Source organism: Pontibacter anaerobius (assembly GCF_026241195.1).
Lineage (GTDB): Bacteria > Bacteroidota > Bacteroidia > Cytophagales > Hymenobacteraceae > Pontibacter > Pontibacter anaerobius.
Genome location: NZ_JAPFQO010000006.1, coordinates 309,305 through 334,452, shown reverse-complemented (window position 1 = coordinate 334,452; position 25,148 = coordinate 309,305). Strand labels below are relative to the sequence as shown.

Below are 25,148 nucleotides of genomic sequence, written 5' to 3'. Positions count from 1 at the left end.
GTTTACAGGGTTAATTTTAAACCAATATCGAAACCACGGGTTGCAGGAACGCCAAGGTTATCGAAACCAAATGACCCAGAGCCACCAACACCCGCACCACTTCCTGACACCTCAGGATCCACACCTGAGTAGTCTGTGATTAGAATCAGGTTACGTCCGGTTGCAAACACCTGCAAGCCGCTAATCGGAGTTCTCCCAAGAAGTACATTTGGCAGATTATAGGACAATGTGATGTAGCGCATTCTTAACCAGCTACCATCTTCCACAAAGTCATAGCCCTGGAAAGGATAGATAGTTTGGTAGTAGTCCTGATCCAGCACTACACTTTGGGTGTTAGGCTCACCAGTTGACTCTATGACACCCTCGAATACTTTAGTCTGGCCCCTATCCAGCGTTTTCGTGCTCAGACCAGAGCGCACCAAAGTGTTTTCGGTAGCATTATAGATATCACCTCCTACTCGAATATCCCACAGGAAGGATAGCGACAGGTTATTGTAGCTAAATGTGTTTGTGATACCACCTGTCCAATCTGGGTTTCTATCACCGATGTACTGGAGTGTAGACTGTACCTGTGGATATCCTTCATCATTAAGGAGCAGTTGACCTTCTTCGTTACGCTTCCAAACATTACCATTTATTCCGAACAGGGATCCTCCTAAGAAGGCAGCACCCTGGGCAACAGAGCCTGCTACCCATGCATCAGAAAGTTCTACGCGATCAAGAGTGCCTGGTAAGTCTTTTACAGTAGCCTTGTTCTTGGCGATGTTGAAGTCGAGTTGCCAGGTAAACATATCATTCGTGATTGGTTGTGTGTTCAACATCAGTTCTACCCCTTCATTATCGATTCGGCCACCATTCAAGTATGCCAGGAAAGCTCCGGAAGAAGGAGGTGTACGGGTACCAAGAATCTGTTCATCCGTACTAGTTTTATAGTAGGTAAAGTCCAGTCCAAGCCTGTTGCGGAAGAAACGTACATCGGCACCTACCTCAATAGAGTTTGTAAACTCAGGCTTTAGTGCAGGGTTACCATAGTAATCGTTTGCGTTAGAGATGAAGCCACGAGGGGCGATCGTAAAACTGTTGGTAGCTGTTGCAAGAGTGGTTGCCAGCACATGAGGAGGCGCATCTTTACCTACTCTGGCCCAGGATGCCCTGATTTTAGCGAACGAAAGTACGCTACCAGCTGAAATAGCACCCATATCCTCCAGTAAATCGGTCACAACGAGAGAGGTACTCACTGATGGGTAGAAGAAGGAGCGCGAGTTCACTGGCAATGTAGAAGACCAGTCATTCCTACCACGGAAGCTCAGGAAGGCAATTCCTTTCCAGTCCAGGTTAAGGTCTCCGAAAACACCCACTATTCTGCGCTGCGATACGGCATGCGAAATTGTTCGGTCTGTTTGAACTACATTGTTTATACTTGCGAAATCCGGAGCAATAAAGTTTCGACCGTACCATGTTGCAGTTTGACGGCGGGAGTCTTCTGCATTATGCCCTAATGTCAGGCTAGTGTTAAAATCGCCAAATGACTGCTTACCTGTCACCAATAAAGTAGAGGTTGAGATTTGGTTATTTGTGGTAGATTCAGAGATAGCCCCTCTTTCCTCACCTACAGCAGTGGTTCCAGGCATACGAACACTGTTAAAATTGTCTGTGTAGTAATCAGTACCTAAGCGGTAAGTCACGTTCAGAAAATCAAAAGGGTCGTAAATCACGGTACCAACAGCCATGATGCGGTCTACATCACTGGTGATAGGCTTGTTACGAACACCCCAATGCGGGTTATCATTAACACCAATAGTGCGTTGTGTGCCATCTGGATTGAGGTAGTTGCTCATATCATCGTTAAGGGGCCAATATACAGCTCCCATCACTCCGCTGGCGCTACCCTGTGACACATAGGCTCTCCCAGTTTTTGTATAGTTGGCTGTACCGCCAATCTTTAATTTCTCTCCGACTTTTGTATCAGCTGATAAGCGGAATGAGTTACGCTCTAGCTCCGTATTTTCAACGATACCACCTTGGTCAAAATGAGAGGCAGACGCATAGAAACTAGAACGGTCGTTACCTCCGCTTACAGACAAATCATGCTTCTGTGTAAATGCAGACTTGAACATACTTTCCAGGTTATCATACTTCGTTTCACCTGGTTCAAAAGTTGGCCCCCATGAGCCCATTGCTGCCGAATCGAAGTCGCCTTGTTCTCCTTGTTTGTACACAGACTGGAATTCAGGCAGCCTGTTCACTTTGTCAAATGAGAAAGTATTAGAGTAGTTAATTTTTGCTTTGCCAGCTGTCCCTTTTTTGGTGGTAATTACCACTACACCTTCTGCGGCTCGCAGACCATACAACGCTGCTGCAGATGGCCCTTTCAGAACGGTAATGCTGGCAATATCCTCTGGGTTTATATCAATGGCGCGGTTCGAGGCAGGAGCTGTTCCTGCTGCCAATCCCCCCTGTCCTACAGCAGTTGTATTGTCTACAGGGATTCCATCAACCACATAAAGTGGCTGGTTATTACCACTCAGTGATGTACCTCCGCGAATCATCATGACGGCAGAAGCTCCTGGTGCTCCACCAGAATTCGTGATCTGTACACCCGCGACCTTACCCTGCATGGCGTTTACAATATTGGCCTGCTGGGTCTCGGTAAGATCTCTGGTCTTCAACTCCTGAACAGAATACCCTAAAGCGCGTTTCTCCTGCTCCACACCAAAGGCCGTTACCACGACCTCATCCAGTGTCTCAGAATCGGTTTTCAGGGCAACGTCAATTGTGGAGGCATTGCCTACCGTGCGCTCTGCCCGCTTCATACCAATAAAGGAGAAAACCAGCACATCGTTTGGCTCTACATTATTGAGCGTATAACGACCAGCGGCATCGGTTACAGAACCGCGCTGCTTGCCTTTAACCGTCACAGAAACACCCGGAAGCTCAATCTTGTCTTCTGCTGATGTTACCGTGCCACTTACGGTTTTGCCCTGAGCAAAACCTTCTGCATGTAGCAGGAGCATACATAGCCCCCACAAAATACATCGTAAATAGTTTTTCATTTTTAGTTAGGTTGATATTAAGGCATGAAGATATATAATATTTTATATTCCATAACAATCTTCGAGAAAATTTATCGCATTTACATCGATTTTTAGCCTCCCAACAATAGTGTTGATACACAGGTTAGCCATACCCCATAACACAGCAAATAATTTGATTTTTAGACGTTTCAGCAGCTAACCTAGCAAACTGAACGCTATCTTAAAAACATGCTCTCAGCATAGCTAACAACAGATAAAGAAGCACTCACTCAATTACCCTTACTATATAAAGTACAATTTTAAGGAGGTTCTATTTATCTTTTAAGTAAACCATTGCGCGCCGAGGTATGCATGGCTTTTTTCGCATCAGTACAATTGAGTAGATAAAAAGATAGGTTTTAAACTGTGGTAAGGGTGAGCTTTGTGCTGTAAATACAAAGAATGGGTGCCTTTGCCTGAGCGGAACAAGCTTACTAAAGCGCAGAAAGAATTAGAACAGGAGGTGGTGAAAACAATATTTAAGAGGCTTTGGCTGGCTGGTATCTGGACAAATATGTGCTAAAAGGTTTTATTTTCTGCAGTAACTAGCCAAGTGCAACGTCTAGCACCATCATTACCGTGAATCCAACGATGAGCCCCAGCACGGCCTGGTCCGTAAACTTGTCCCGCTGCGTCTCCGGGATCACCTCCTCCACTACCACATAGATCATGGCGCCGGCGGCGAAAGCGAGGGCATAGGGAAGTATGGGGCGCATGTATACCACCGCCGCTGCCCCCAGCACCCCGGCCACGGGTTCCACCACCGCCGACAGCTGCCCATACCAAAAGCTCTTGCCACGGCTAATGCCCATTCGCCGCAAGGGCATGGCCACGGCAAAGCCTTCCGGGAAGTTCTGCAGTCCGATGCCAAAGGCCAGCACGATGGCCGAAGTGATACCCACTCCCTCTACCCCACTGGCAGAAGCCCCAAAAAGTACTCCCACTGCCAGCCCCTCTGGTATGTTATGGATGGTGATTGCAAGTATGAGCAGCGTGGTGCGGTGCCAATTAGTTTTAAGTCCCTCCGTTTCGCTTTCCTCAAAGTTGATGTGCAGGTGCGGCGCAAGTTTATCCAGCCCGAAGATAAAGAGCGAGCCAGCCAGGAAGCCGACAGCAGCGGGCATCCAACTCCAACCGGGGTATAGCCTCTCCGAATACTCTATGGCCGGGCTCAGCAGCGACCAGAAACTAGCTGCCAGCATCACGCCACCTGTAAAGCCCAACATAATATCCTGCCAGGCCCTGTTCAGCTCCCGGAAGAAGAAAACCATGCCCGCCCCCAGTGCCGTCACCAACCAGGTAAAGGTGGTAGCCAGCAGTGCCGCCAAAACAGGGTGCACAACTTCTAAAAAGGATTTTATACTTTCCATGGGCAAGGCGCCTTTGCTGCTAATACCATGGTGCTGCAAAATTGGTTGCCTGTGGTATACTTCAGCGGTTGCCCCTGATTCTGGCTATGTATTGCTGCATGCGCTCATAATGGGAGCCTTTCCAGTATATCCGTTGGCAAGAGGGGCAACGGTAGAACTCATGGAAGTACCGCTGAGTTTTGGGTGGCAAATGCTCAAGCACCTCCTGCTTGCTTACCTCCTGCACCGGCACATTGCAGGCCAGGCAGCGCTCAAACGGGCGAAAGCTTTTGTACAGGTGGTAGCGCCGAATCACTTCTTCCAACTGCTCCTCCGTCTGTTGCGAGCGTAGCCAATAGCCCCATGTTATACTTTTTTGTTTAAGCAGGCCAATATCCCGTGTTAGCACCACCCGCTGCTGGGATGCGGCAATTCCCGCGATGGCGCTATCGGAAAGGTCGGTTTCGTAGTAGGTGTCCAGGCCGAGTATGCGCATACTTTTAGCCAGGGTGCCCAGGTGCACATCCAATACAAAACGGGTCGGGGGCGGGTTTTGCTCTTCAAAAGTATAACCTGCAGGCCAGGTTCTCCCCTCCTCCACCGGGTATGCCTCCACCACATCGCCTGACTGCAACTGACACGAAAACGGCGTCGGTTTCTCATTCACCAGCACCACATCCACCTCCGGGTGCGGAACTCCCAGTGCCTCTATGGAATCTTTAACGGCCGGCGTACCACGGAAAGTATAATGTATAGGTTGGCCTCTACGGCGTTTGTGCAGGAAGTCATTCAGGGCTCCGTGGAAATGGAAGGTAGCCGCATGTTCTGGCTGTTCGCTCATATTTTGGTTTACGAGCTGAAGCGTGATTTATTAGTGCTTGATTTTAAAAACCGCGGACAGAGGGTGCACGCCTCACACGCATGCTGGCGCGGGCAGGTCTTTATACTTGCCAAAGTATACATTTTTACTCTCGATGAAGTATAAAGTATAAAGCAGGCTACGGGAAAACTGATGACAGTTTTCCCGTAGCCTGCTTTGCCCATATTATTCCACTTTGATCAACTCACCCAAACAACTTCGGCAATTGCTGCAGTAAGGTATAGCCACCAAGGTAGGCCATTATCAGCACCACCAGCACCCCGAAAATGGTGAGCAGCGGCGGGTGACGGTAGTCGCCCATGATGGCTGGCTTGTAAGCCGCGTAAAGTATAACGCCCAGCGTTAGCGGCAGGATGAGTCCGTTGAGGGCGCCGGCAAGTATAAGCAGGCGCACAGGCTGGCCAATGGTAACGAAAATGGCGGTGGAGACAAGTATAAACCCGATGATCACCCAGTTCTCATTCCTGCGGATAGTGCCGCTGAAGGACTTCAAAAAGGAGACAGAAGTATACGCCGAGCCGATAACTGAGGTAACGGCTGCCGAGAGCATCACCACGCCAAAAAGCTTATAACCAACCTCACCTGCGGCCAGCCTGAAAACAGAGGCCGGCGGATTTGCCGCATCCAGTTCCAGCCCCTTGCTCACCACGCCCAGCGCCGCCAGAAACAGGAACACCCGTATAACTGATGCCACGGTAATGCCGGACACCGCACTCGTGGTAACCTCTGGAATTGATTCCTTTCCTTTCACGCCGGCATCGAGCAGGCGGTGGCCTCCGGCAAAGGTAATATAGCCTCCCACCGTGCCGCCCACCAGCGTGATGATCGCGAGTACGTCCACCTCGTCAGGCAGGAACGTTTTTGCCACGGCCTCCCCCACGGGCGGTGCAGAGGTAAAGGCCACGTACACGATCAGCAGGATCATCAAAAAACCCATCACCTGCGCAAAGCGGTCCATCACCTTGCCGGCCTCCCGCACCAGGAAAACAGCGATGGCGATGGCAGCAGCCAACATAGCACCCGTTTCCGGGGAAATGCCGAACAGCACATTAAATCCGAGGCCCGCGCCGCCCACGTTTCCGATGTTAAAGGCCAAGCCACCCAGCACGATCAAGAAAGAGATAAACGCGCCCAGCCCCGGCAGTACCAGGTTGGCAATATCCTGCGCCCGCCGCTCCGACACCGCAATTACGCGCCAAACGTTCAGCTGCACCCCAATATCCAATATAATCGAGATCAGTATGACGAAGCCGAAACTGGCCGCCAGTTGCTGGGTGAAAACAGTAGTCTGGGTCAGGAAGCCGGGACCGACGGCGGAGGTGGCCATCAGGAAAGCGGCACCGAGCAATACGCTCCAGTTCTTTTTTTTCATGTTGAGGTTAAAGGGCTGAGATATGGATTCCTTCGGAAGTGAGGCGCTCCCGGATGCGTATGGCGAAGGGCAGGGCCTGCGGACCGTCGCCGTGGATACAGATCGTGTCAGCTTTTATCGCCACCTCCGTCCCCTGCTGCGATAGCACCGTACCCTCCTGCACCATGCGCAACACCTGCTGCACCGCCTGCCTGTGGTCGTTGATCAGGGCGTTTGGCTGGCTGCGCGGCGTAAGCGTTCCGTCCTGCTGGTAGGTGCGGTCTGCGAAAACCTCGCTGGCGGTTCTGATGCCATACTTCTCTCCGGCCCTGATCAGCTCACTTCCGGCAAGGCCATAAAGTATAAGCTCCGGCTTTACCTTGGAAACCGCCTCGGCAATGGCCTCAGCCAGCTCCTGGTTGGTGGCAGCCATGTTATACAGGGCTCCGTGCGGCTTTACATGATGCAGCTTCGCCCCTTCGGCTTTGGCAAAAGCAGCCAGCGCGCCTATTTGGTACACGACTAAATCACACACCTCTTCTCCGGAAACAGCCATTTCTCTTCTGCCAAAGCCAGCCAGGTCCGGCAAACCGGGGTGCGCCCCAACTGCAACGCCACTGCGAAGAGCCAGGCGCACGGTTTGCTTCATCGTGGCAGGGTCGCTGGCGTGAAAACCACAGGCGATGTTAGCAGAGCTTACGTATTGGAGTAACTCTTCGTCGTTGCCCATACGCCAGGCCCCAAAGCTCTCGCCCATGTCGCAGTTCAGGTCTATGGAATTTTTGCTCATCCTTGATGCAGTTTATAGATGATAGCCTGCTGCAGCGCAAGCAATTGTTTTTCCTGTTGATAGTATAGCCGGTGCGCCTCCTCCAGGCTCACCTCCTCAAAACGGATAATGCCCCCTGGTTGCACCTGAGCCAACTTTGGCAGGTCGGCCGAAATGATTTGAAGGATCCGCGGGTACCCGCCTGTGGTCTGGCTGTCGGCCATAAGTATGATGGGGTCTCCCTGGGGCGGCACCTGTACCGTTCCAAAACTGACAGCGGTGGAGAGCAGCTGCCGTTCCTCTTCCAGAGCCAGCGTAGTGCCCTGCAGACGGTAGCCCATCCTGTCCGACTGAGGCGTGAGTTTATACTTCTGCTCCCAGATGTAGTCCCTGCTGTTTTCCGAGAACCAGGCATATTCCAGCCCCGGCATGGCCCGCAGCACCGGATCGTGCGCATAGGTTGGCAATAACTCCGGCTCCGGCCACCAGTTTACCTCGGTAAAAGCGCTCTCTGCCTTATGCTGCAGGAGCAGCTCGCTCAACAATAATTTACTTGTCTCTGATGATTCGAAAAAATTAAGACTATCACCTCTTCGGAGCGAACGACCTTCCAAGCCCCCGATGGAGGCGCGCAGATAGGTGGAGCGGCTTCCCATCACCTCCGGCACGTTGATCCCTCCGGCCACAGCCAGGTAAGTGTAGTTGCCATACGCTGGCTTTCCGAAACGAAGTATACTCCCTGCTTTCACCAGTACCGGCCGCCACAGGCGGAGCTGTTTGTCATTTATACTTGCCGTCAGGTCTGCTCCTGCCAGGGCGATCAGGGTATCCTGCTCAAACTGCAGTTCCGGTCCCTGCATACTTAGCTCAAGGACAGCGGCAGCCTCATCGTTCCCGACCAGCAGATTGGCCATACGCAGGGCCATTTTATCCATGGCACCGCCAACTACCACCCCCTGCATCTGGTAGCCATAGCGTCCCAGGTCCTGCACCGTCGTCTGGAGGCCAGGTTTTAGTACTGTTATAGTCATACCTTCGGCTCCTTTCTGGCTTCATACTCCTGCTCCGAAATAGGCACGAAGCGCACTTCATCACCTGCCTGCAGGAGGCTTGGTACCTCGCGGTCAGGGTCAAAAAGCTGCAACGGGGTGCGGCCGATCAGTTGCCAGCCGCCGGGAGTGCTGATTGGATAAACGCCGGTTTGCTCCCCGGCAATGCCCACGCTTCCGGCAGGTATACTTGCCCTCGGGTTGGCTTGTCGCGGTGTGGCGATACGCTCATCCATACCTCCTAAGTAAGCAAAGCCGGGGGCAAAACCGATCATGTAGACCTGATACCTGCCGCTGCTGTGGATGCGAATTATTTCTTCTATGCTTAGCCCCGTGTGCTCCGCCACTTCCTGCAGGTCGGGGCCATAGGTGCCGCCATACATCACCGGCAGCTCCACCACCCGGGCCGGTGCGGGCTCGTTCTCCTCAGCCTGCTCCACCAGTATCTCCAGTTGCCGTACTACCTCGCTGTAGGCATCCAGCTTTCCCTGCTGGCTCAGCACCCAGGGGTTGTAATACACCGTGAGCGTGGTATAGGCAGGCACATACTCCAGCAGCCCCTGGAATGCACGCTGCTCCAGCGCCTGCGCCACGGCACGAATCCGGAAATGGGTATTCAAGCTGATCTCCTCCCCGAACTGCAGCACCACAGCGGAGTCGCCGAGGGGGCATAGCAACAAAGGAGGGTTTTCGATAGTCTCAGGCATAGACCTTTTATACTTGGGGCTGCGGTTGCGGGTTCAGATACAGCGTTTTGTTTCGGAAAGGCAGTAAGGCTAACACCACCGCCTGTTCATACAGTTCGCGCCTGTCCAGTGCGTTGTGCGTTAGTATGCCGACCGCGCCGCCTTTTTGTTTGGAGTTGGAGTGGTTGAAGATTCTGTCATTGGCTGTGCCTAGCTCCACCCCCTGCTCCACCAGTTCACGCACCTTTACGGGCAGGAAGAACGTGGCGGAGCGCGCCTTGCCCAACTGCTCCCGGTCCTGCACCACCACCCAGGCAAAAGTCGCCAGCTCGTCCCCCACCGTATCCACCCCACCCTCAATCCCGATCCAGAAATCAGCGGAGGGATGGGCTTTTTGAGCATTGGCTACACGGTTCAGAGCGCCTTGCAAGGTCTCCTGCTCCGTCATGGGCTGGTCGGCCACGCCGGATGGCACACTCAGGGGCTCAGGTATAAACTCCGATCCCGGGAACATGCGCGTAAGCCCATCCAGCGCTGCGTTCACCTTCACCGGGTTTTTAGAGGCAATGACTACTTTGTATGTTTTACTTTCCATGCTACAGATCTATGGGATGGCAAGACCATCCCCGGCTTTTAACTTCTCTAACTCTCTACCTATAATGGAAAGACGCAAAGTATTGCGCCTCTACAACTCACAAACCCTTAAACTCTCTAACAATTATAAGTATATTTGAAAAGTATGAAAAAGAGAAAAAGAAACCTACTGATAGCAAGTATAGCTTTGCTCGGCGCAGGCGGAATGGCCTCCTGCAGCAAACCACTGGCCTCCTCTGAGGCCATACCCGTGGAAACCGGCGTAGCCAAAGAGCTGGCAGATTACCGCAAACAGGTGCTCAGCCACATCTCCTACGACATCAGCCTGCACATACCCGAGCAGAAACAGCAGCCCATCCCTGGCCACGAAACCATTACCTTCCGCCTTTCCGAAAACAACCGCCCGTTGCAGCTGGATTTTAAGGAGGCTCCCGACCACCTGCAGGAAGTATGGGTGAACGGCAAAAAGGTGAGCGCCAGGCTGGAGAAGGAACACATCATACTTCCCGCCGAAAACCTGAAGGTGGGAAGAAACGAGGTAAAGGTTAAATTCATTGCCGGTGATCTGTCGCTGAACCGCAACCAGGACTACCTGTATACTTTGCTGGTACCCGACCGCGCCCGCACAGTGCTGCCCATTTTCGATCAGCCTAACCTGAAGGCCACGTTCAAACTGAACCTCACGCTGCCCAAGGACTGGAACGCGCTGGCAAACGGGGCTTTGGTGGATTCTACCCTCTCCGGCAACAACAAAAGCTATACGTTCGCAACTTCCGATACCATCCCGACATACCTGTTCTCTTTTGCGGCGGGCAGGTTCAAGCACGTGAAGCGCGACATGAAAGGCACAACCATGCACTTCTACCACCGCGAAACCGACTCCACCAAGATCCGTGAGAGTATGGGCCCGATCTTCCAGATCCACAGCGATGCACTGGCTTTCCTGGAAGACTATACACAAATACCATATCCTTTCCAGAAATTCGATTTTGTAGCCATACCTGATTTCCAGTATGGCGGCATGGAGCATGTGGGAGCCATACAGTATAAAGCCTCTACTTTGTTTCTGGATGAGGGCGCAACCAAAGACCAGAAAATATCCCGCTCCAACCTCATCGCCCACGAAACGGCGCACATGTGGTTCGGGGACCTGGTAACCATGCAGTGGTTCGATGACGTGTGGATGAAGGAGGTGTTTGCCAACTTTATGGCCGATAAGGTGACGCAGGTGGCGCTCGAGAACACCAACTACGACATGAAATTCCTGGTGGATCACTTCCCGGCCGCCTATAGCATCGACCGTACGGCCGGGGCAAACCCGATCCGCCAGCCACTCGAGAACCTGCAGGATGCCGGCTCGCTGTATGGTGGCATCATCTACCACAAGGCTCCCGTTATGATGCGCCAGCTGGAGCGCCTGATGGGCAAGGAGGAGCTTCGGAAGGGGCTGCAGGAGTACCTGAAAACCTATGCTTACCAGAACGCCACCTGGCCGGACCTCATCAAGATACTGGACGACCGCACACCTGCAGACCTGGAGCAGTGGAACCAGGTATGGGTGAACGAAGCGGGCCGCCCCATATTTACGCATGATCTAAAGACAGACAAGGGAAAAATAGAACAGCTCACTGTATCTCAGAAAGGCGAAGACGGCTCAGAAAGGGTATGGCCGCAGTTTTTCGAGATTGCGCTGGTGTACCCTAACCGCATAGAGGAACTGACCGTGGATATGACGGAAAGCAAGGTTGTGGTGGAGGACGCCGCAGGCAAGGAAGCCCCGCAATTCATACTTTTCAACTCCACAGGGCAGGGCTATGGCGTGTTCCCGGTAGACGAGGCGATGCTGCAGCGGCTTTACACCTTGCAGGACCCGGTGCAACGGGCCTCGGCCTATATCAACCTTTACGAAAACATGCTGAACGAGCGGGGCCTGAGACCGGCGCAACTGCTTGACTTCTATCATAAAGGGCTCACCAGGGAACAGGAGGAACTGAACATAAAACTGCTGACAGGCCAGCTAAGCGACATGTACTGGCAACTGCTAACCCCGGCGCAGCGCCAGCAGTACGCAGCGCAACTGGAAGGGAGCCTGTGGCAGGCCATGGAGCAGCAGAAGGCTACAAACGTGAAAAAGCTGCTGTTTAAAATCTTCCAAAGTATAGCCCTTACTAAAGCAGCCCAGGACAAACTGTACCAGGTTTGGCAAAAGCAGGTGCCTCCGGCTGATGTGAAACTCAACGAAGACGATTATACTTCCCTGGCGCTTGCCCTGGCCGTACGTGATTACCCCGCTGAAAACATCCTGCAGCAGCAGCTAAGCCGTATCCAGAACCCCGACCGCCAGAAACGCCTGGAGTATATGATGCCAGCCCTGTCGCCGGATGTACAGGTGCGGGACGCGTTTTTTGCATCGCTGAAAGAGGCGGGAAACAGGGAGAAAGAAGCCTGGGTTGCCTCTGCCCTAAGTTACCTGCACCACCCGTTGCGTGCCAACACGTCGCAGAAATACCTGCCGCAGAGCCTGCAGCTGCTGGAGGAGATCCAGCACACAGGCGACATTTTCTTCCCCTTCAACTGGCTGCGCGCCACCTTCGGCTCGTACCAGACCACAGCGGCAGCAAAAGTGGTGCGCGATTTCCTGGCGGCCAACCCGGACTACAACCCGATGCTGAAGGCCAAAATCCTGCAGGCAACGGATGACCTTTTTAGGGCTGAGCAGCTGGTACAGGAGTAGAAAGTATAAATAAAAGTGCTGCCCTTAAGCGGAGCATCCAGCCAGCCAAATCCAGCCCCTACTTCTTCCAGGCTCCTGCCTCGCAGCTATCCTGCAAGGCAGGAGCCTTTTTTTAGATGCGCTTTTTGTTCTCTTTCCCCTCAAGGATGTCGTTTATACTTAGCGCCGCACTGATAAGTCCCAGATGTGTGAAGGCTTGCGGGAAGTTGCCCAACTGGTCCCCGTTCAGGCCCAGCATCTCGGCATAAAGCCCCAGGTGGTTAGAATAACCGAGCATTTTCTCGAAGTATAGCCGGGCCTTGTCCACCTGCCCGGATTTTGCCAGGCACTCCACGTACCAGAAAGTACACATGGAAAAAGTGCCCTCCCCTCCAGCCAGGCCATCAAACCTCTCCTCATTTCGATACCGGAAAACAAGGGCATCCGAAACCAGGCGTTCCTCAATCCTTTTCAGAGTGGAGAGCCAGCGCGGGTCCTTCGGGCTTATGAACCGGATCAGGGGCATCAGAAGCGTAGCGGCATCCACGGTGTCAGCCCCCTTGTACTGCACAAAGGACTGCAGCTTTTCATTCCAGAAATCCTGGTGAATGGAGAAGAAGATCTTGTCACGCTCCTCGCGCCACCTGGCCGGCAGGGGGTATGAGTGATTGGAGGCTATTTTCATGGCCCGGTCAATGGCTACCCAGCACATCATCCGGGAGTAGAGAAAAGGTTTCTTACCGCCCCGCACCTCCCAGATCCCCTCATCCTCCAGGTGCCAGTTGTCACAGACCCACTCCACCTGTTGCCTCAGGTCATCCCAGAACTCAAACGAAATCGGATCCCCATACTTGTCATACAGGTACACGGAGTCCAACAGTTCCCCGTAAATGTCGAGCTGCACCTGGTTGGCGGCGGCATTGCCGATGCGCACGGGCCTGGACCCCTTGTAGCCCGCCAGGTAGTCCAGTGTTGTCTCCTTCAGCTCCACCTTGCCGGCCAGGGTATACATGAGCCGTAAATGGCCTGCGCTGCCCACATCGTCGCACTGCCTGTCTACCCAACCCACGAAATCCTTCGCCTCTTTCCGGTAACCCAGCCGTAGCAAGGCATAGACTGTAAAAGATGCATCCCTGATCCAGGTATACCGGTAGTCCCAGTTGCGCACTCCCCCTATTTGCTCCGGTAAACCGAAGGTGGGCGCCGCCACCAGGGAACCGTAATCATGGGAGGTCATTAGCTTCAGGGCCAGGGCTGAGCGGTTCACTATCTCCATCCAGCGCCCTTTGTAAGTGCACAGCTCTATCCAGCTCTTCCAGTAGTTAATCGTATCGTAAAGGCATTTGGTCACAAAGTCCTCCAGGTCGTGGGAGGGCGGGGTGTCGCAGGTTTCCAGGTCCATCAGGAAGTCTACCTTATCGCCGGTCTTGAGGCAGAAAGTGGCGGTGGCATCTCCTTCGCTTATTTGCACAGGCACCTTGCTCTTGAGTCGTATATGCACGCCGTCATCTCCCTGGCTTGTGAATATCACCTCGTTATCGCTTTGTCTTTTGGTGGTGTGCGGAGACCTGGCATAGTTAAAACGGGGGCTGCACTTCATCTCGAAGGTGAGGTCGCCGTGCACGCAGGAAACCCTCCTGATCAGCATGTTGCCCTGGTTCTGCTCCTCCACAGGCATGAAGTCCGTTATTTCGCCAATGCCTTTTTCAGAAAGAAACCTGGTCAGCAGCACGTTTGTATCCGGCAGGTACAGCTGCTTGTGCTTCATGTCATCACAGGTGGGCTTAATCGAGAAACAGCCTCCCTTCTCGCTGTCCAGCAGCGCGGAAAATATGGAGGGAGAGTCGAAATAGGGAAAACACATGAAGTCAATGGTACCCTTTAGTCCCACCAATGCCACAGTGTTCAAGTCCCCGATTACTCCATGGTCTGCAATGGATTGGTGCTCATTTTTGCCTTCGGTCATATTTACGCTACACAGGTTATTGCTTTAGAGTCCGGCACCCGTAGCTCTGAGTTCGTGGGCGGAACGACACGTTCTTCTCGATAGAGGCAAACAAAAAGCCCCTCCGTTTCGGGAGGGGCTTCTTTACACTCTATACTTTGATGGAGCTTATACCAGTATTCTCACCGGGTTCTCCAGCAGGTTCTTGAATGTCTGCAGGAAGGCAGAGCCCACAGCGCCGTCTACCACGCGGTGGTCGCAGGAAAGGGTCACTTTCATCACGTTGCCGATCTGGATATTGCCGTTCTTCACAACCGGAATCTGCTTGATACCTCCAACTGCCATGATGCACGCATCCGGCGGGTTGATGATAGCCGTAAACTCTTCGATGCCGAACATACCCAGGTTAGAGATGGTGAAGGTGTTACCTTCCCAGTCAGATGGCTGCAGCTTCTTGCTCTTTGCCTTGCCACCCAGGTCTTTCACCTCCGCGGCGATGGCAGAAAGCGACTTGTAATCCGCATTACGAACCACAGGCACCAGCAGGCCTTCTTCTACTGCAACGGCCACACCAATGTTGATGTGCTTGTTATAACGGATCTTGTCGCCCAGCCACGAAGAGTTAACCGCAGGGTGTTGACGAAGAGCCGCAGCAGCCGCCTTGATCACCAGGTCGTTGAACGATACCTTTACCGGGGATACTTCATTGATTGAAACACGCGCCTCCATGGCCTTGTCCATGTCAATTTCCATGGTCAGGTAGAAGTGCGGTGCGGAGAACTTGCTCTCGGCCAGACGGCGGGCAATCACCTTGCGCATCTGAGACACGTTCACCTCTTCGTAAGACTCGGCTGGTGCACCCGGGATAGCAGACGGAACAGGAGCAGCCTGTGGCGCAGCGGCTTTCTGCGGAGCGGCAGACGGCGTGAAGTTCTCCACGTCGCGCAGCACGATACGGCCACCCTCACCGGAGCCTTTGATCTGGCTTAGGTTAAAGCCTTTCTCCTTGGCCACGCGCTTAGCCAGCGGAGAAGCCTTGATACGGCCGTTCTCAGAAGCGGCTGCTGTTTCCTCTGCAGCGGTGTCGGTTACTTTCGTCTCCTGTACTTTTTCAGAAGTGATGGCATCCACACCTGCCTCAATGGCCTCCTCCGTTTGTGCATTCTCCTCACGCTCCTGCGTATCAGATGATGCGGCCTCCAAAAGTGCCTTGTAATCTGCGCCTTCTTCACCGATAATGGCGATGATAGCATCAACGGCAACAGAATCGCCCTCGTTTACACCAGTATAAAGCAGTGTTCCGTCTTCGTAAGACTCCAGCTCCATGGTGGCCTTGTCGGTCTCCACTTCCGCCAGAATATCGCCGGACTTCACTTTATCACCTTTCTTTTTCTGCCAGCTCACCAGCACACCCTCAGTCATGGTGTCGCTCATTTTTGGCATGCGGATAACAGAAGCCTTGATATTGCTTGTATCAACAGCGGTTTTAGCGGGTGCTTCTTCTTTGGCAACGGCAGGTTTTGTCTCTTGCTTTTTCTCTTCTTTCTTTGGCTCCTGCTTCTCTTCCTTGGCAGCTGGCACTCCGCCACCTTTCACCTCGTTCAGCAGGCCGGAGATGTCCTCTCCTTCTTTACCAATAATCGCGATCACGGCATCCACAGGTACAGAATCGCCCTTTTTAGGACCGATGTACAGCAGTGTTCCATCCTCGTAAGACTCCAGCTCCATGGTGGCCTTGTCGGTCTCCACTTCCGCCAGAATATCGCCGGCGCTAACCTTATCGCCTTCTTTTTTCAACCAAGATGCAATCACCCCCTCTGTCATCGTGTCGCTCATCTTGGGCATTTTTATAACTTCAGCCATAAATTTCGTGTTGTTTATTCGCCCAATAGGTCTTGTATTATCCGCCCAAAATTAGATTTAAAAATATTTTATTCAAACTAAGTATGCATACAAATGATTGTTCCGCCACAGACTATTTTACCTGCAGCCATACTTTAGCCTGAACACACCTCTGTGGAGCAAGTTACGCATTCGCGCTTAATTTCTAAAGCATCAGGCGCTTACTTCTGCGGTATACTTGCAAAAGACTTCGCCAGGTGCGCTACATCGCAGTACTTTTTAACGGCAAACATACTTCCGGTGTAGTCCAACTGGTAGAGGCACAGGTTCTGGTGCTTAAACTCATCCATGCAGCGCAAAGGGTAGCGCAGCAGCTGGCACAGCAAGATGCGCATGGCCCGCCCGTGCATGCAGACAAGTATGGTTTCCTCCTCGGGGCGGCTCAGCATCAAGTCAATAAAAGGCTTTTGCCGCTCGTACACCAGCTCGGGACTCTCCCCTCCCTCTATACAGATTCCTGTGTTGCCATCGCACCAGGTCTGCAGTATACCGTGGTAGTAGGCGTCCTCTTCGGGGGTGATGCGGGTGCCCTCGCGGGTGCCCCAGTTGATCTCGTTCAGCCCGGCGTGGCGCTCGTGCGGTATGCCCAGGTCGATGAACCCCTGCACCGACTGTATGCTGCGCTGCAGCGTGGAAGTATAAACCTTGTCGAATTTCACATCCTTATACTTCTCAAAAAACAAGGCAGCCTGGCGCTGGCCTTCCGCGTTCAGCACCGAGTCTACGCCGCTGCCCTGCACAATGCTCTGCAGGTTATAATCTGTTTGCCCGTGGCGGATAAGGTATACTTTCTTAATACTCAAAATTCTTCTACTTTTGCCTTCTTACATAAATCAGTGCGAATTTAGGCATTGCGGCGTATGGATAAAAACAATGATACGGTAGAGCGGGTAAAAGAGTGGTGCAAAAACACCATGATCGATTACCTGGGCATCGAAATAACGGAAGTGGGCGCTGATTACCTGTGCGGCAAAATGCCCGTGGACCAGCGCACGCACCAGCCCATGGGCCTGCTGCACGGCGGGGCCTCGGTGGTGCTGGCCGAATCGCTGGCAAGTATGGGGGCGGCCCTGCAGGTAGATTTAACAAAAAAAGCCTGCGTTGGTTTAGAGATAAACGCCAACCACCTGCGCAGCGCCCGCGAGGGTTGGGTGTACGGCAAGGCCACCCCGATACATGTGGGCCGCAGCACGCAGGTTTGGGAAACCAGAATCACGGATGAGGATGGCGCGCTCGTGTGCGTAAGCCGCATGACCGTGGCCATTATCGACAAAAAATAAACCGTGGCTCTACGTGCCGCAAAGACCAGCTATGATGGGTGAACAGGCCCAAGTTTATACATTAGAGCAGATGTTTCGGGCAGCCATCGCCGGGCAAAAGGCGGTGGCTGTCTGGCGCCTGCCCCTTTCCGACAAAGTGCAGGCCTGCGTGCAGCTAGGGCAGCAGTACACTACCGGCCAGCCTCAACTGGAGACCAGCCCCTTCGGCTTTTTCTTCTGCCCTTTCCAGGTATCCAACCAGGAACAGAACATCTTTATAAAAGGCGATATATACTTAGACGGGGACACGCTGGCACCTGCAGCCGACGCGCCGCAGCAGCAGTTGCAGGAATTTTATACTTCTCTGCAGGAGCCACCAGGTATAAACGGCTGGCACACCTCTACCAAGCCTGAAGACTATACTTATCAGACCGAGCAAGGATTTATAACCGCTGTTGAGAAAGCTGTAGAAGCCATTCAGGCAGAGCAGATGGAGAAGGTGGTGCTGTCGCGGAACAGCCTGGAGTCGCTGCCGGAGGGCTTCTCGCCGGTTGCTGCCTTCGAGGACATGGCCGCAGCTTACCCCAGGGCCTTTGTATCGCTGGTGTCCGTGCCTGGCGTGGGTACCTGGATGGGCGCCTCGCCGGAGATTCTGGTAAGTATAAACGAGCAGCAGGTGTTCCATACCATGGCGCTGGCAGGCACCCAAACGGCCGTGGAGAATGTAGCCGACGCCATCTGGCGGCAGAAGGAGATCGAGGAGCAGGCCATGGTGGAACGTTACATCCTGAGCTGCTTTAAAAAACTGCGCCTCCGCGAGTATACCGAGGTTGGCCCCAAAACCATTGTGGCCGGTAACCTGATGCACCTGCGCACCGATTTTAAGGTGAACCTGAAGGATGTGCATTTCCCGACCCTGGGCACCGACATGCTGGAGCTGCTGCACCCGACCTCAGCGGTCTGTGGATTGCCGAAGGAGCCAGCCCTTGCTTTTATACTTGCCCACGAAGGCTACAACCGCAGCTACTACAGCGGCTATTTAGGCCCTGTAAACAGCACCACCGGCTCGCACCTTTACGTGAACCTGCGCTGCATGCAACTGCAGCAGCAACAGGCCATACTTTACGCCGGCGCCGGCATCACCGAGGCCTCCGACCCGCAGAAAGAGTGGCAGGAAACACAGCACAAAATGCAGACAATGGGGAAGGTGCTGGATGTTATTCGTTAACCTTTATTCGAATATAAATGCTCTACTTATACAAAGAGCTACGACAGCGAATCATCAACTAACCTGCCCGAACAACTAACAACGATGAACGAATAACGAAAAATGATTCTAGCGCCTGTTGTAAATATTGCGGAGATCTGCGCCCGGAAGGGTGTGAAGCAGGTCGTGCTGTCGCCGGGCTCGCGGTGTGCACCGCTCACTATTGCCTTTGCGCGACACCCTGAAATGCAAGTGCGCACCGTGAGCGATGAGCGTGCAGCCGCTTTCATCGCGTTGGGCATGGCGCAAACTACGGGCAAGCCAACGGTACTGGTTTGCACCTCCGGCACAGCCGCGCTGAACTACGCCCCGGCCGTGGCCGAGGCATACTTCCAGCAGGTGCCGCTGCTTATACTTAGTGCCGATCGCCCGCCGGAGTGGATCGACCAGCTGGACGGGCAAACGATACGGCAGCAAAACCTGTTCGGGCAGCACGTCAAGCACAGCTATACTTACCCGGCGGATCTCTCCCACCCTGACAGCGTGTGGCACAGCGAGCGCATGGTGTCAGAGGCGCTGAATGAGGCCGTGGCTTTCCCTGCCGGTCCGGTGCACATCAACGTGCCACTGCGCGAGCCTTTCTACCCCACCCCCGGCGAGGAGCTGAAGTATAGCAAGGAAGTAAAAGTGATAGAGGAGGAGCCACAGGCTTACGCCCTGAGCCCGGCCCAGTCGCTGAAGCTGCAGGAGGAGATCCTAAAGTATAGAAAGGTGCTGGTGCTGGCAGGTCAGCAGCAACAGGACGAGGCGCTGCTGCAAAGTATACATGCCTTTGCCGAAACAACGGAAGCCGTGGTGGTGAGTGACATCATCAGCAACCTATATGCCTTGCCTGAGGCGGTGCGGCATCAGGACGTGATCTTTGCGAACCCGGATCAGGAGCAGCTGGCGAAACTGCAGCCTGACCTACTCATAACCTTTGGCAAATCCATCATCTCCAAAGCCCTGAAACTATACCTACGCAAGTATAAACCAAAGGCCCACTGGCACCTGCAGCCCGCCGGCCTGGTAGCCGACACGTTTCAGTCGCTGACGAAGATCGTGCGCTGCTCACCCTACAGTTTTTTTACGGCCATGGCCGCAAGTGTAAAAACCGACCTGGGCTTTACTGCTGCCTGGTCTGCTGCTGATAAATCGGCCGGAGAACTCCTTCAGAAGTATACTTTGGAAGCTCCTTACAGTGAGTTACCTATCGTGGCGCGAGTGCTGCAGCAACTGCCGAAGAAGAGCAAGCTGCACCTGGCCAACTCCATGTCGGTGCGCTATGCCAATATTGCGGGCTTACAGGCAGAACAGCAGGTGGAAGTATACGCTAACCGTGGCACCAGCGGCATAGACGGCAGCACGAGCACCGCCGTTGGCTGCGCCCTTACAAGCTCTGGCATCGCCACGCTGCTCACCGGCGACCTGGCTTTTTTCTACGACCGCAACGGACTATGGCACAACTACCTGCCTCAAAACCTGCGCATTGTGCTGCTCAACAACCACGCTGGTGGCATCTTCAGGCTCATAGACGGGCCAAAGCAGCAGCCGGAGTTGGCGCCATACTTTGAAACGCATCAGGCCCTGAACGCAGAGAACACAGCACGCGATTTCGGCATGAAGTATACTTCGGTGCGAAGTATGGAGGAACTGGAGCAGGCACTCCCAAGGTTATTCGCCGCTGAGGCAGGCGCCGGCATACTTGAGATCTTTACCGACAGTGCCGCCAATGCCGAGGCTTTTGAACAGTACAGAAAAACCGTGCGAGGACTGAAGCTGCTGTAAAGTATAAACTGCCTCCTTCGGGCAGGTGTACGTGTCGCATGTGGGCACAAGGTAACGCACGCGCTTTTACGTCATAAAAAACGCCCAATTATTAACCCACCAACACCATCATACGCAATTAAACACTTCATTATCACCTAATAAAACCCTCAAGGCGTATATAGAAACAGGAGCATGTTTCACTAAACCTATAGCGTCATGAACATTGCACACAAAATTAACCGCACCTCGCCCCGAAACAGCGCCCGAAACCCCGTGTGGATGGACGGGCTGCGGGTCTTGCTCGGTCTCTTCCTCTTCCTGAAAGGCATCTTTTTTCTGGAGTATAGCAGCGATGTCCTCCACATTTTCAGCCAGGGCCAGGACTTTATCAGCCTGCATAAAGCCACCTTGTTCACAAGCGCTGTTCATATAATAGGTGGGCTGATGATTACCTTCGGCGTGCTGACACGACTTGCCCTGCTTTGCCAGATCCCAGTTATTTTAGGCTCTATGCTCATCGTGAACCCCACCAGCGGTTTATACTTAGATAATACAGAACTATGGCTTTCGGTTGCTGTGCTCGGCCTGCTGCTCTTTTACATGGTGATGGGCCCCGGCCGCTATTCCGTGGACAACAAGGTGTTCCGAAAGCTGAAATAGAACTGCTTGTCTTAAAGACATTTAGACTTGCTTCACAACAGCAAAAGGCAATAATATAATTTGCACTGGAAATTGTCCGGTTCATGGTAAATTACGTTTAATAAAGTAAGAATCAATTTGTTTCACTTTAACCCGTAAAGCCATGAACCTAACACAAGACATGCATCGCGTAGAGCGCTGGGCTGATACCCATCATCCTATGTGGCTCGATTTTCTGAGAGTTGGTCTGGGTGTATTCCTGATGGTGAAGGGCTTTATGTTTATCCAGGATACGGAAGCCCTTTTCCGAATCATGAACAAAAGCCAGTTTCCGTGGGTATCCATGGGTCTGGCTCATTATGTAGCCTTTGCGCACCTGGTTGGGGGCTTGTTGATCGCGCTTGGCCTGATAACCCGGATTGCGATCCTTTTTCAGCTGCCTATCCTGATCGGAGCCGTTTTCTTTATCAACCCGGACAGAGGTTTCTACTCTGAAAACACGGAGCTTTGGTCTTCTATTATTGTGCTGTTTTTACTGATCTTCTTTTTGATTTTCGGTTCAGGCCGCATCTCTGTGGATCGGCTTATCCGTAAGTCGGACAAAGACTGGTTGTATTAACGCAACACGCCTGAATCCCCCCTCACCACCAAACCCAATCAATTCTCAGAACATAATTGCAATCCGCCATTCTTAACAAAGCATTAGCCCGCAAAAAACCTTTGCAGGCTTTGTTTGTTTTGACAGCGGTTTACCCCAATTTTGCACTGCACGTATGTGTGATAGTTAAACCTGATGGGGCATCATCATTTCGGGCCACCCAAGCCGGAAAATGATAAATGAGAATTGCTAAATGACTGACAAGTTCCTGAGCCTGAATGGCAAAAAGTTCTACTACGATGAAATTGCATCTTACTCTTTCCGGGACAGCATTCCGCTGAATGGCTACGAAAGCAAAACCCTGGAATTCTGCCGAAGCTGGCTGAATGGCGTACAGGAGTTCCCAATACAGACATCCGGCTCCACCGGGGTGCCTAAAACCATTAACCTGACCCGCACCCAGTTGGAGGCCAGCGCCCGCCGCACCATAAAACTACTTCAGCTGCAGCCCGCTGACCATACTTTAGTCTGCCTTAACACGGAGTATATTGCCGGTATGATGATGCTGGTGCGCGGCTTTGTGGCAGACCTGCAGATGAACATAGTGGAGCCCATCAGCAACCCGCTGACGCTGGTAAGCCCTGACGAAGCAATAGCTTTTGCCTCCTTTGTGCCCATGCAGCTGCACACCATACTCCAGGAAACCCCGGAGCGGCTGGAGCAGCTCAACCGCATGAAAGGCATACTGGTAGGCGGCGCGCCCGTTACGCCCACACAGCAGCGCGAGCTGCTGCAGATCCAAGCACCTATCTACCACACGTACGGCATGACCGAAACCTGCTCCCACATTGCCCTGCGCAAGCTCAATGGCCCCAATGCCGCCGATTACTACAATGTGTTGGATAACATACAGGTTGGCCTCGACAAGCGCGGCTGCCTGACTATAAAAGGCGATGTAACAAACAACGAGCTGCTGGTCACTAACGACATCGTAGAGCTGCTTACCCCTACCCGCTTCCGCTGGATTGGCCGCGCCGACAATACCATAAACACCGGCGGCGTAAAGGTGCAGACCGAAAAGGTGGAGTTGGCCATTGCCGAGGCCTTTGTAGATAACGACACCTCGCCGCGCTTCTTCATTGCCCCGCAACCCGACGAGGTGTTGGGCGAAAAGATTGTCCTGATCATGGAAGGAGAGAAATTACAGCAGGAAGAGGAGCAGCAGCTGTTTGAGCGCCTGCGCCCCCTCCTCAAAAAGTTTGAGATGCCGAAAGAAGTATACTATAGCCACAGTTTCTCAGAAACAGCCACCGGTAAAATATCGCGGCAGCGCACCATGCAAAAGCTGGGCCTGCGCACCGACTAACCCTCAAAACAGAACGGTGCCAGCACACACCCGTACTAAGTATAAACCAAGTCAGATGTTTATGAAAAGGAATATACTTACAGGCGTGTGCACGATACTTTTTATACTTACCCTGAGCAGCTGCAGCAGTGGTTTGTTCACGGCACGCGCCCCTGTGGAGCTGGAGAAAGCCTGGGCCTCCGACAACACGCTCAAAACCCCTGAGTCTGCCCTCTTCGACCCGCAGCGAAATGTGATCTACGTTACCAACATGAACAGCCCCTCCGGTAAAAACGACGGCGACGGGTTTATTTCGAAATTGGACACGGAAGGTAATATTGAGGAGCTGTACTGGGTAACCGGCCTTCATAACCCCGCCGGCATGGCGCTGCACAACAACGTGCTCTACGTGGCCGATACAGAGGAAGTGGTGGCCATTGCCACGCAGTCTGGGGCAGTGCTGGGCAGGTATAAAGCTGAAAAAGCCAAGTTCCTGAACGATGTGGCCGTAGACAACAGCGGCAACGTGTACATCACCGACTCAGAGCAGAAGCGGATTTACCTGTTACGTAACGGCCGCATCAGCACCTGGATAGACAATACCAAGCGCGAGAGGCCAAACGGCATCTTTGTAGAAGGCGACCGCCTGGTCGTGGCTTTTATGAGCAGCGGCCAGGTGCGCCTGCTGGACCCCGGCACAAAAGATTTCTATGACTGGGCAGACGGCATTAAATCTGCAGACGGCATCGCCCAAACCCCGGACGGCGATTACCTGGTCTCCAGCCACGATGGCGAAGTATACTTTATTAACGAGGAAGGGAGAAACTGGCGCCTGCTCGACACAAAATCCAGCGGTGCAAATGCAGCCGATATAAGCTATGCCGGGCAGCCGGGGCTGCTGCTGGTGCCAACTTTTAAAGATAATAGAGTGGTAGCTTATAGACTAAGTAGCAGGTAAATGCGTTAGATACTTATACCGTTATAATGTTTGAGGCAAGGCAGCTGCACCGTTACGTGTTAGTTGCCTTCTCATTTTCGACATTTCTAACGTCCTGAGCTAATGAAAAAACTGCCTACACTTCATATACTCAACGGCGATGCTTCTGTAGCTGCCTTTGCTGCCGCTAACCTGCCCGGCCAGGTACTGGTTTGGCGTGAGGTACTCTCGGAAGGGCCTGTGCTGCATAGTTTGCCGGAGCAGGAGTTTTGGCAAAAACGCCAGGAATTCATCATGAAAGCCTATCACGAGCCGGCAGAAAAGTATAAAGAAAAGGTGCTGAACGAGCTGCAGAAGCTGGAGGGAATAGGTGCCTTTTTTGAGGTGGTGCTCTGGTTCGACTCAGACCTGATGTGCCAGGCAAACCTGCTTTACCTGCTGCAACGCATGCACCGAAAGAAACCCGCTTTGCTCTCTTTCTACACCCCCAAGCCGGGCAAACATATTTCGGAGCTTCCCCCCGCAGAGCTGCAGAAATTTTTTAACGATCGGCAACAGGTAGACGAAGAACAGCTGCAGCAGGCAGTGCAGATCTGGCAGCTATACGCGGGGCCAAACCAGCTCAACCTTCAGCTGCACCTGCAGCAGATGGCTATTCCGTTTCCGTACCTGGAGGATGCGCTACAGCTGTACCTGCGCCGTTTCCCGAGCTGCACCGACGGGCTCAGCCAGCCAGAGCGCATGCTGCTCCAGATCATACAAAACGGGGCAACAAGTATACAGGAGGTGATGCAGCAGTTCTGGCAGCAGGACCCGGGCTACGGCTTCGGCGATGCGCAGCTGCAGCATATACTAGCCCGTCTGCAGCCCGACCTGGTGCAGGCGAAGGAGCCACTGTCGCTAAGTTTTTTCGGGGAGCGGGTGCTGGAGGGGTTTGCCTCCTTTACGCCAAAGCAACGCTGGCTGGGTGGGCTGGAGGTAAAAGGCAGCTGCCCCTACTGCTTCGACAATGAGAAAAAAAGCCTCCGCAAGAACTGCTGAA

The 25,148-nt window shown here is 53.2% G+C and carries 20 protein-coding genes; 9 read left to right on the top strand and 11 right to left on the bottom strand.

Going from position 1 to position 25,148, the window contains the following annotated elements:
• Positions 1 to 2 precede the first annotated feature (2 nt).
• From OO017_RS10480 to yjjX, 8 genes are all read right to left on the bottom strand, one after another.
• Positions 3 to 3,014 (bottom strand): SusC/RagA family TonB-linked outer membrane protein, encoded by a 3,012-nt coding sequence (locus OO017_RS10480; protein ID WP_266052430.1) that lies wholly within the window; start codon positions 3,012 to 3,014, stop codon positions 3 to 5.
• A gap of 605 nt (positions 3,015 to 3,619) precedes the next feature.
• Positions 3,620 to 4,444, bottom strand: a complete 825-nt coding sequence (locus tag OO017_RS10475; RefSeq protein ID WP_266052429.1) for a ZIP family metal transporter — start codon at positions 4,442 to 4,444, stop codon at positions 3,620 to 3,622.
• 61 nt (positions 4,445 to 4,505) lie between these two features.
• Positions 4,506 to 5,264 carry a Mut7-C RNAse domain-containing protein gene (locus OO017_RS10470; RefSeq protein WP_266052428.1) on the bottom strand — a complete coding sequence of 253 codons (759 nt, stop codon included), beginning with the start codon at positions 5,262 to 5,264 and terminating at the stop codon, positions 4,506 to 4,508.
• Between the two features lie 223 nt (positions 5,265 to 5,487).
• Entirely contained in the window at positions 5,488 to 6,675 is a 1,188-nt protein-coding gene (locus OO017_RS10465; RefSeq protein WP_266052427.1) for an NRAMP family divalent metal transporter, read from the bottom strand.
• A gap of 7 nt (positions 6,676 to 6,682) precedes the next feature.
• Positions 6,683 to 7,444 carry a LamB/YcsF family protein gene (locus OO017_RS10460; protein ID WP_266052426.1) on the bottom strand — a complete coding sequence of 254 codons (762 nt, stop codon included), beginning with the start codon at positions 7,442 to 7,444 and terminating at the stop codon, positions 6,683 to 6,685.
• On the bottom strand, positions 7,441 to 8,454 hold the full coding sequence (locus tag OO017_RS10455; protein WP_266052425.1) for a 5-oxoprolinase subunit C family protein: 1,014 nt from the start codon (positions 8,452 to 8,454) through the stop codon (positions 7,441 to 7,443). Before OO017_RS10455 ends, OO017_RS10460 begins: the two co-directional genes overlap by 4 nt.
• Positions 8,451 to 9,179: a 5-oxoprolinase subunit PxpB gene (gene pxpB / locus OO017_RS10450; RefSeq protein ID WP_266052424.1), complete on the bottom strand. Its 729-nt coding sequence runs from the start codon at positions 9,177 to 9,179 to the stop codon at positions 8,451 to 8,453. The genes OO017_RS10455 and pxpB overlap by 4 nt, the downstream gene beginning before the upstream one ends.
• A 7-nt stretch (positions 9,180 to 9,186) precedes the next feature.
• Positions 9,187 to 9,753 (bottom strand): inosine/xanthosine triphosphatase, encoded by a 567-nt coding sequence (gene yjjX, locus OO017_RS10445; protein ID WP_266052423.1) that lies wholly within the window; start codon positions 9,751 to 9,753, stop codon positions 9,187 to 9,189.
• A 144-nt stretch (positions 9,754 to 9,897) separates the two neighbouring features.
• Here yjjX and OO017_RS10440 point away from each other — a divergent pair, with 144 nt between their 5' ends.
• On the top strand, positions 9,898 to 12,486 hold the full coding sequence (locus OO017_RS10440) for a M1 family metallopeptidase (RefSeq protein WP_439651304.1): 2,589 nt from the start codon (positions 9,898 to 9,900) through the stop codon (positions 12,484 to 12,486).
• Positions 12,487 to 12,598: 112 nt separating this feature from the next.
• Here OO017_RS10440 and OO017_RS10435 read toward each other — a convergent pair whose 3' ends face one another.
• From OO017_RS10435 to OO017_RS10425, 3 genes are all read right to left on the bottom strand, one after another.
• On the bottom strand, positions 12,599 to 14,431 hold the full coding sequence (locus OO017_RS10435; RefSeq protein ID WP_266052422.1) for a glycoside hydrolase family 15 protein: 1,833 nt from the start codon (positions 14,429 to 14,431) through the stop codon (positions 12,599 to 12,601).
• 147 nt (positions 14,432 to 14,578) lie between these two features.
• The gene (locus OO017_RS10430; RefSeq protein ID WP_266052421.1) at positions 14,579 to 16,273 is read right to left on the bottom strand and encodes a pyruvate dehydrogenase complex dihydrolipoamide acetyltransferase; all 1,695 of its coding nucleotides are present in this window, start codon (positions 16,271 to 16,273) and stop codon (positions 14,579 to 14,581) included.
• A 200-nt stretch (positions 16,274 to 16,473) separates the two neighbouring features.
• Complete coding sequence (locus OO017_RS10425) at positions 16,474 to 17,115, bottom strand: histidine phosphatase family protein (RefSeq protein ID WP_266052420.1); 642 nt, start codon at positions 17,113 to 17,115, stop codon at positions 16,474 to 16,476.
• 57 nt (positions 17,116 to 17,172) lie between these two features.
• Here OO017_RS10425 and OO017_RS10420 point away from each other — a divergent pair, with 57 nt between their 5' ends.
• The 8 genes from OO017_RS10420 to OO017_RS10385 all read left to right on the top strand — a co-directional run bounded on the left by OO017_RS10420 (position 17,173) and on the right by OO017_RS10385 (position 25,147).
• Positions 17,173 to 17,592, top strand: a complete 420-nt coding sequence (locus OO017_RS10420; protein WP_266052419.1) for a PaaI family thioesterase — start codon at positions 17,173 to 17,175, stop codon at positions 17,590 to 17,592.
• Positions 17,593 to 17,605: 13 nt separating this feature from the next.
• Positions 17,606 to 18,799: an isochorismate synthase gene (locus OO017_RS10415; protein WP_266052418.1), complete on the top strand. Its 1,194-nt coding sequence runs from the start codon at positions 17,606 to 17,608 to the stop codon at positions 18,797 to 18,799.
• Between the two features lie 102 nt (positions 18,800 to 18,901).
• A complete protein-coding gene (gene menD, locus OO017_RS10410; RefSeq protein WP_266052417.1) occupies positions 18,902 to 20,605 on the top strand; it encodes a 2-succinyl-5-enolpyruvyl-6-hydroxy-3-cyclohexene-1-carboxylic-acid synthase in 1,704 nt (567 codons plus the stop codon).
• Positions 20,606 to 20,803: 198 nt separating this feature from the next.
• Positions 20,804 to 21,247, top strand: a complete 444-nt coding sequence (locus OO017_RS10405; protein WP_266052416.1) for a DoxX family protein — start codon at positions 20,804 to 20,806, stop codon at positions 21,245 to 21,247.
• A gap of 142 nt (positions 21,248 to 21,389) precedes the next feature.
• Positions 21,390 to 21,845: a DoxX family protein gene (locus OO017_RS10400; protein WP_266052415.1), complete on the top strand. Its 456-nt coding sequence runs from the start codon at positions 21,390 to 21,392 to the stop codon at positions 21,843 to 21,845.
• 232 nt (positions 21,846 to 22,077) lie between these two features.
• On the top strand, positions 22,078 to 23,190 hold the full coding sequence (locus tag OO017_RS10395) for an AMP-binding protein (RefSeq protein WP_266052414.1): 1,113 nt from the start codon (positions 22,078 to 22,080) through the stop codon (positions 23,188 to 23,190).
• A gap of 61 nt (positions 23,191 to 23,251) precedes the next feature.
• A complete protein-coding gene (locus tag OO017_RS10390) occupies positions 23,252 to 24,127 on the top strand; it encodes an SMP-30/gluconolactonase/LRE family protein (protein WP_266052413.1) in 876 nt (291 codons plus the stop codon).
• A 102-nt stretch (positions 24,128 to 24,229) separates the two neighbouring features.
• Entirely contained in the window at positions 24,230 to 25,147 is a 918-nt protein-coding gene (locus tag OO017_RS10385; RefSeq protein WP_266052412.1) for a DUF1835 domain-containing protein, read from the top strand.
• Position 25,148 lies beyond the last annotated feature (1 nt).

What these genes read in the sequence shown, in the direction of transcription:
- pxpB (WP_266052424.1), bottom strand. Translation starts at nt 9,179, where the DNA reads ATGCCTGAGACTATCGAAAACCCTCCTTTGTTGCTATGCCCCCTCGGC.
- OO017_RS10405 (WP_266052416.1), top strand. Translation starts at nt 20,804, where the DNA reads ATGAACATTGCACACAAAATTAACCGCACCTCGCCCCGAAACAGCGCC.
- OO017_RS10420 (WP_266052419.1), top strand. Translation starts at nt 17,173, where the DNA reads ATGGATAAAAACAATGATACGGTAGAGCGGGTAAAAGAGTGGTGCAAA.
- OO017_RS10440 (WP_439651304.1), top strand. Translation starts at nt 9,898, where the DNA reads ATGAAAAAGAGAAAAAGAAACCTACTGATAGCAAGTATAGCTTTGCTC.
- OO017_RS10390 (WP_266052413.1), top strand. Translation starts at nt 23,252, where the DNA reads ATGAAAAGGAATATACTTACAGGCGTGTGCACGATACTTTTTATACTT.
- OO017_RS10480 (WP_266052430.1), bottom strand. Translation starts at nt 3,014, where the DNA reads ATGCTCCTGCTACATGCAGAAGGTTTTGCTCAGGGCAAAACCGTAAGT.
- yjjX (WP_266052423.1), bottom strand. Translation starts at nt 9,753, where the DNA reads ATGGAAAGTAAAACATACAAAGTAGTCATTGCCTCTAAAAACCCGGTG.
- OO017_RS10430 (WP_266052421.1), bottom strand. Translation starts at nt 16,273, where the DNA reads ATGGCTGAAGTTATAAAAATGCCCAAGATGAGCGACACGATGACAGAG.
- OO017_RS10400 (WP_266052415.1), top strand. Translation starts at nt 21,390, where the DNA reads ATGAACCTAACACAAGACATGCATCGCGTAGAGCGCTGGGCTGATACC.
- OO017_RS10385 (WP_266052412.1), top strand. Translation starts at nt 24,230, where the DNA reads ATGAAAAAACTGCCTACACTTCATATACTCAACGGCGATGCTTCTGTA.
- OO017_RS10435 (WP_266052422.1), bottom strand. Translation starts at nt 14,431, where the DNA reads ATGACCGAAGGCAAAAATGAGCACCAATCCATTGCAGACCATGGAGTA.
- OO017_RS10465 (WP_266052427.1), bottom strand. Translation starts at nt 6,675, where the DNA reads ATGAAAAAAAAGAACTGGAGCGTATTGCTCGGTGCCGCTTTCCTGATG.
- OO017_RS10395 (WP_266052414.1), top strand. Translation starts at nt 22,078, where the DNA reads ATGACTGACAAGTTCCTGAGCCTGAATGGCAAAAAGTTCTACTACGAT.
- OO017_RS10475 (WP_266052429.1), bottom strand. Translation starts at nt 4,444, where the DNA reads ATGGAAAGTATAAAATCCTTTTTAGAAGTTGTGCACCCTGTTTTGGCG.
- menD (WP_266052417.1), top strand. Translation starts at nt 18,902, where the DNA reads ATGATTCTAGCGCCTGTTGTAAATATTGCGGAGATCTGCGCCCGGAAG.
- OO017_RS10470 (WP_266052428.1), bottom strand. Translation starts at nt 5,264, where the DNA reads ATGAGCGAACAGCCAGAACATGCGGCTACCTTCCATTTCCACGGAGCC.
- OO017_RS10455 (WP_266052425.1), bottom strand. Translation starts at nt 8,454, where the DNA reads ATGACTATAACAGTACTAAAACCTGGCCTCCAGACGACGGTGCAGGAC.
- OO017_RS10460 (WP_266052426.1), bottom strand. Translation starts at nt 7,444, where the DNA reads ATGAGCAAAAATTCCATAGACCTGAACTGCGACATGGGCGAGAGCTTT.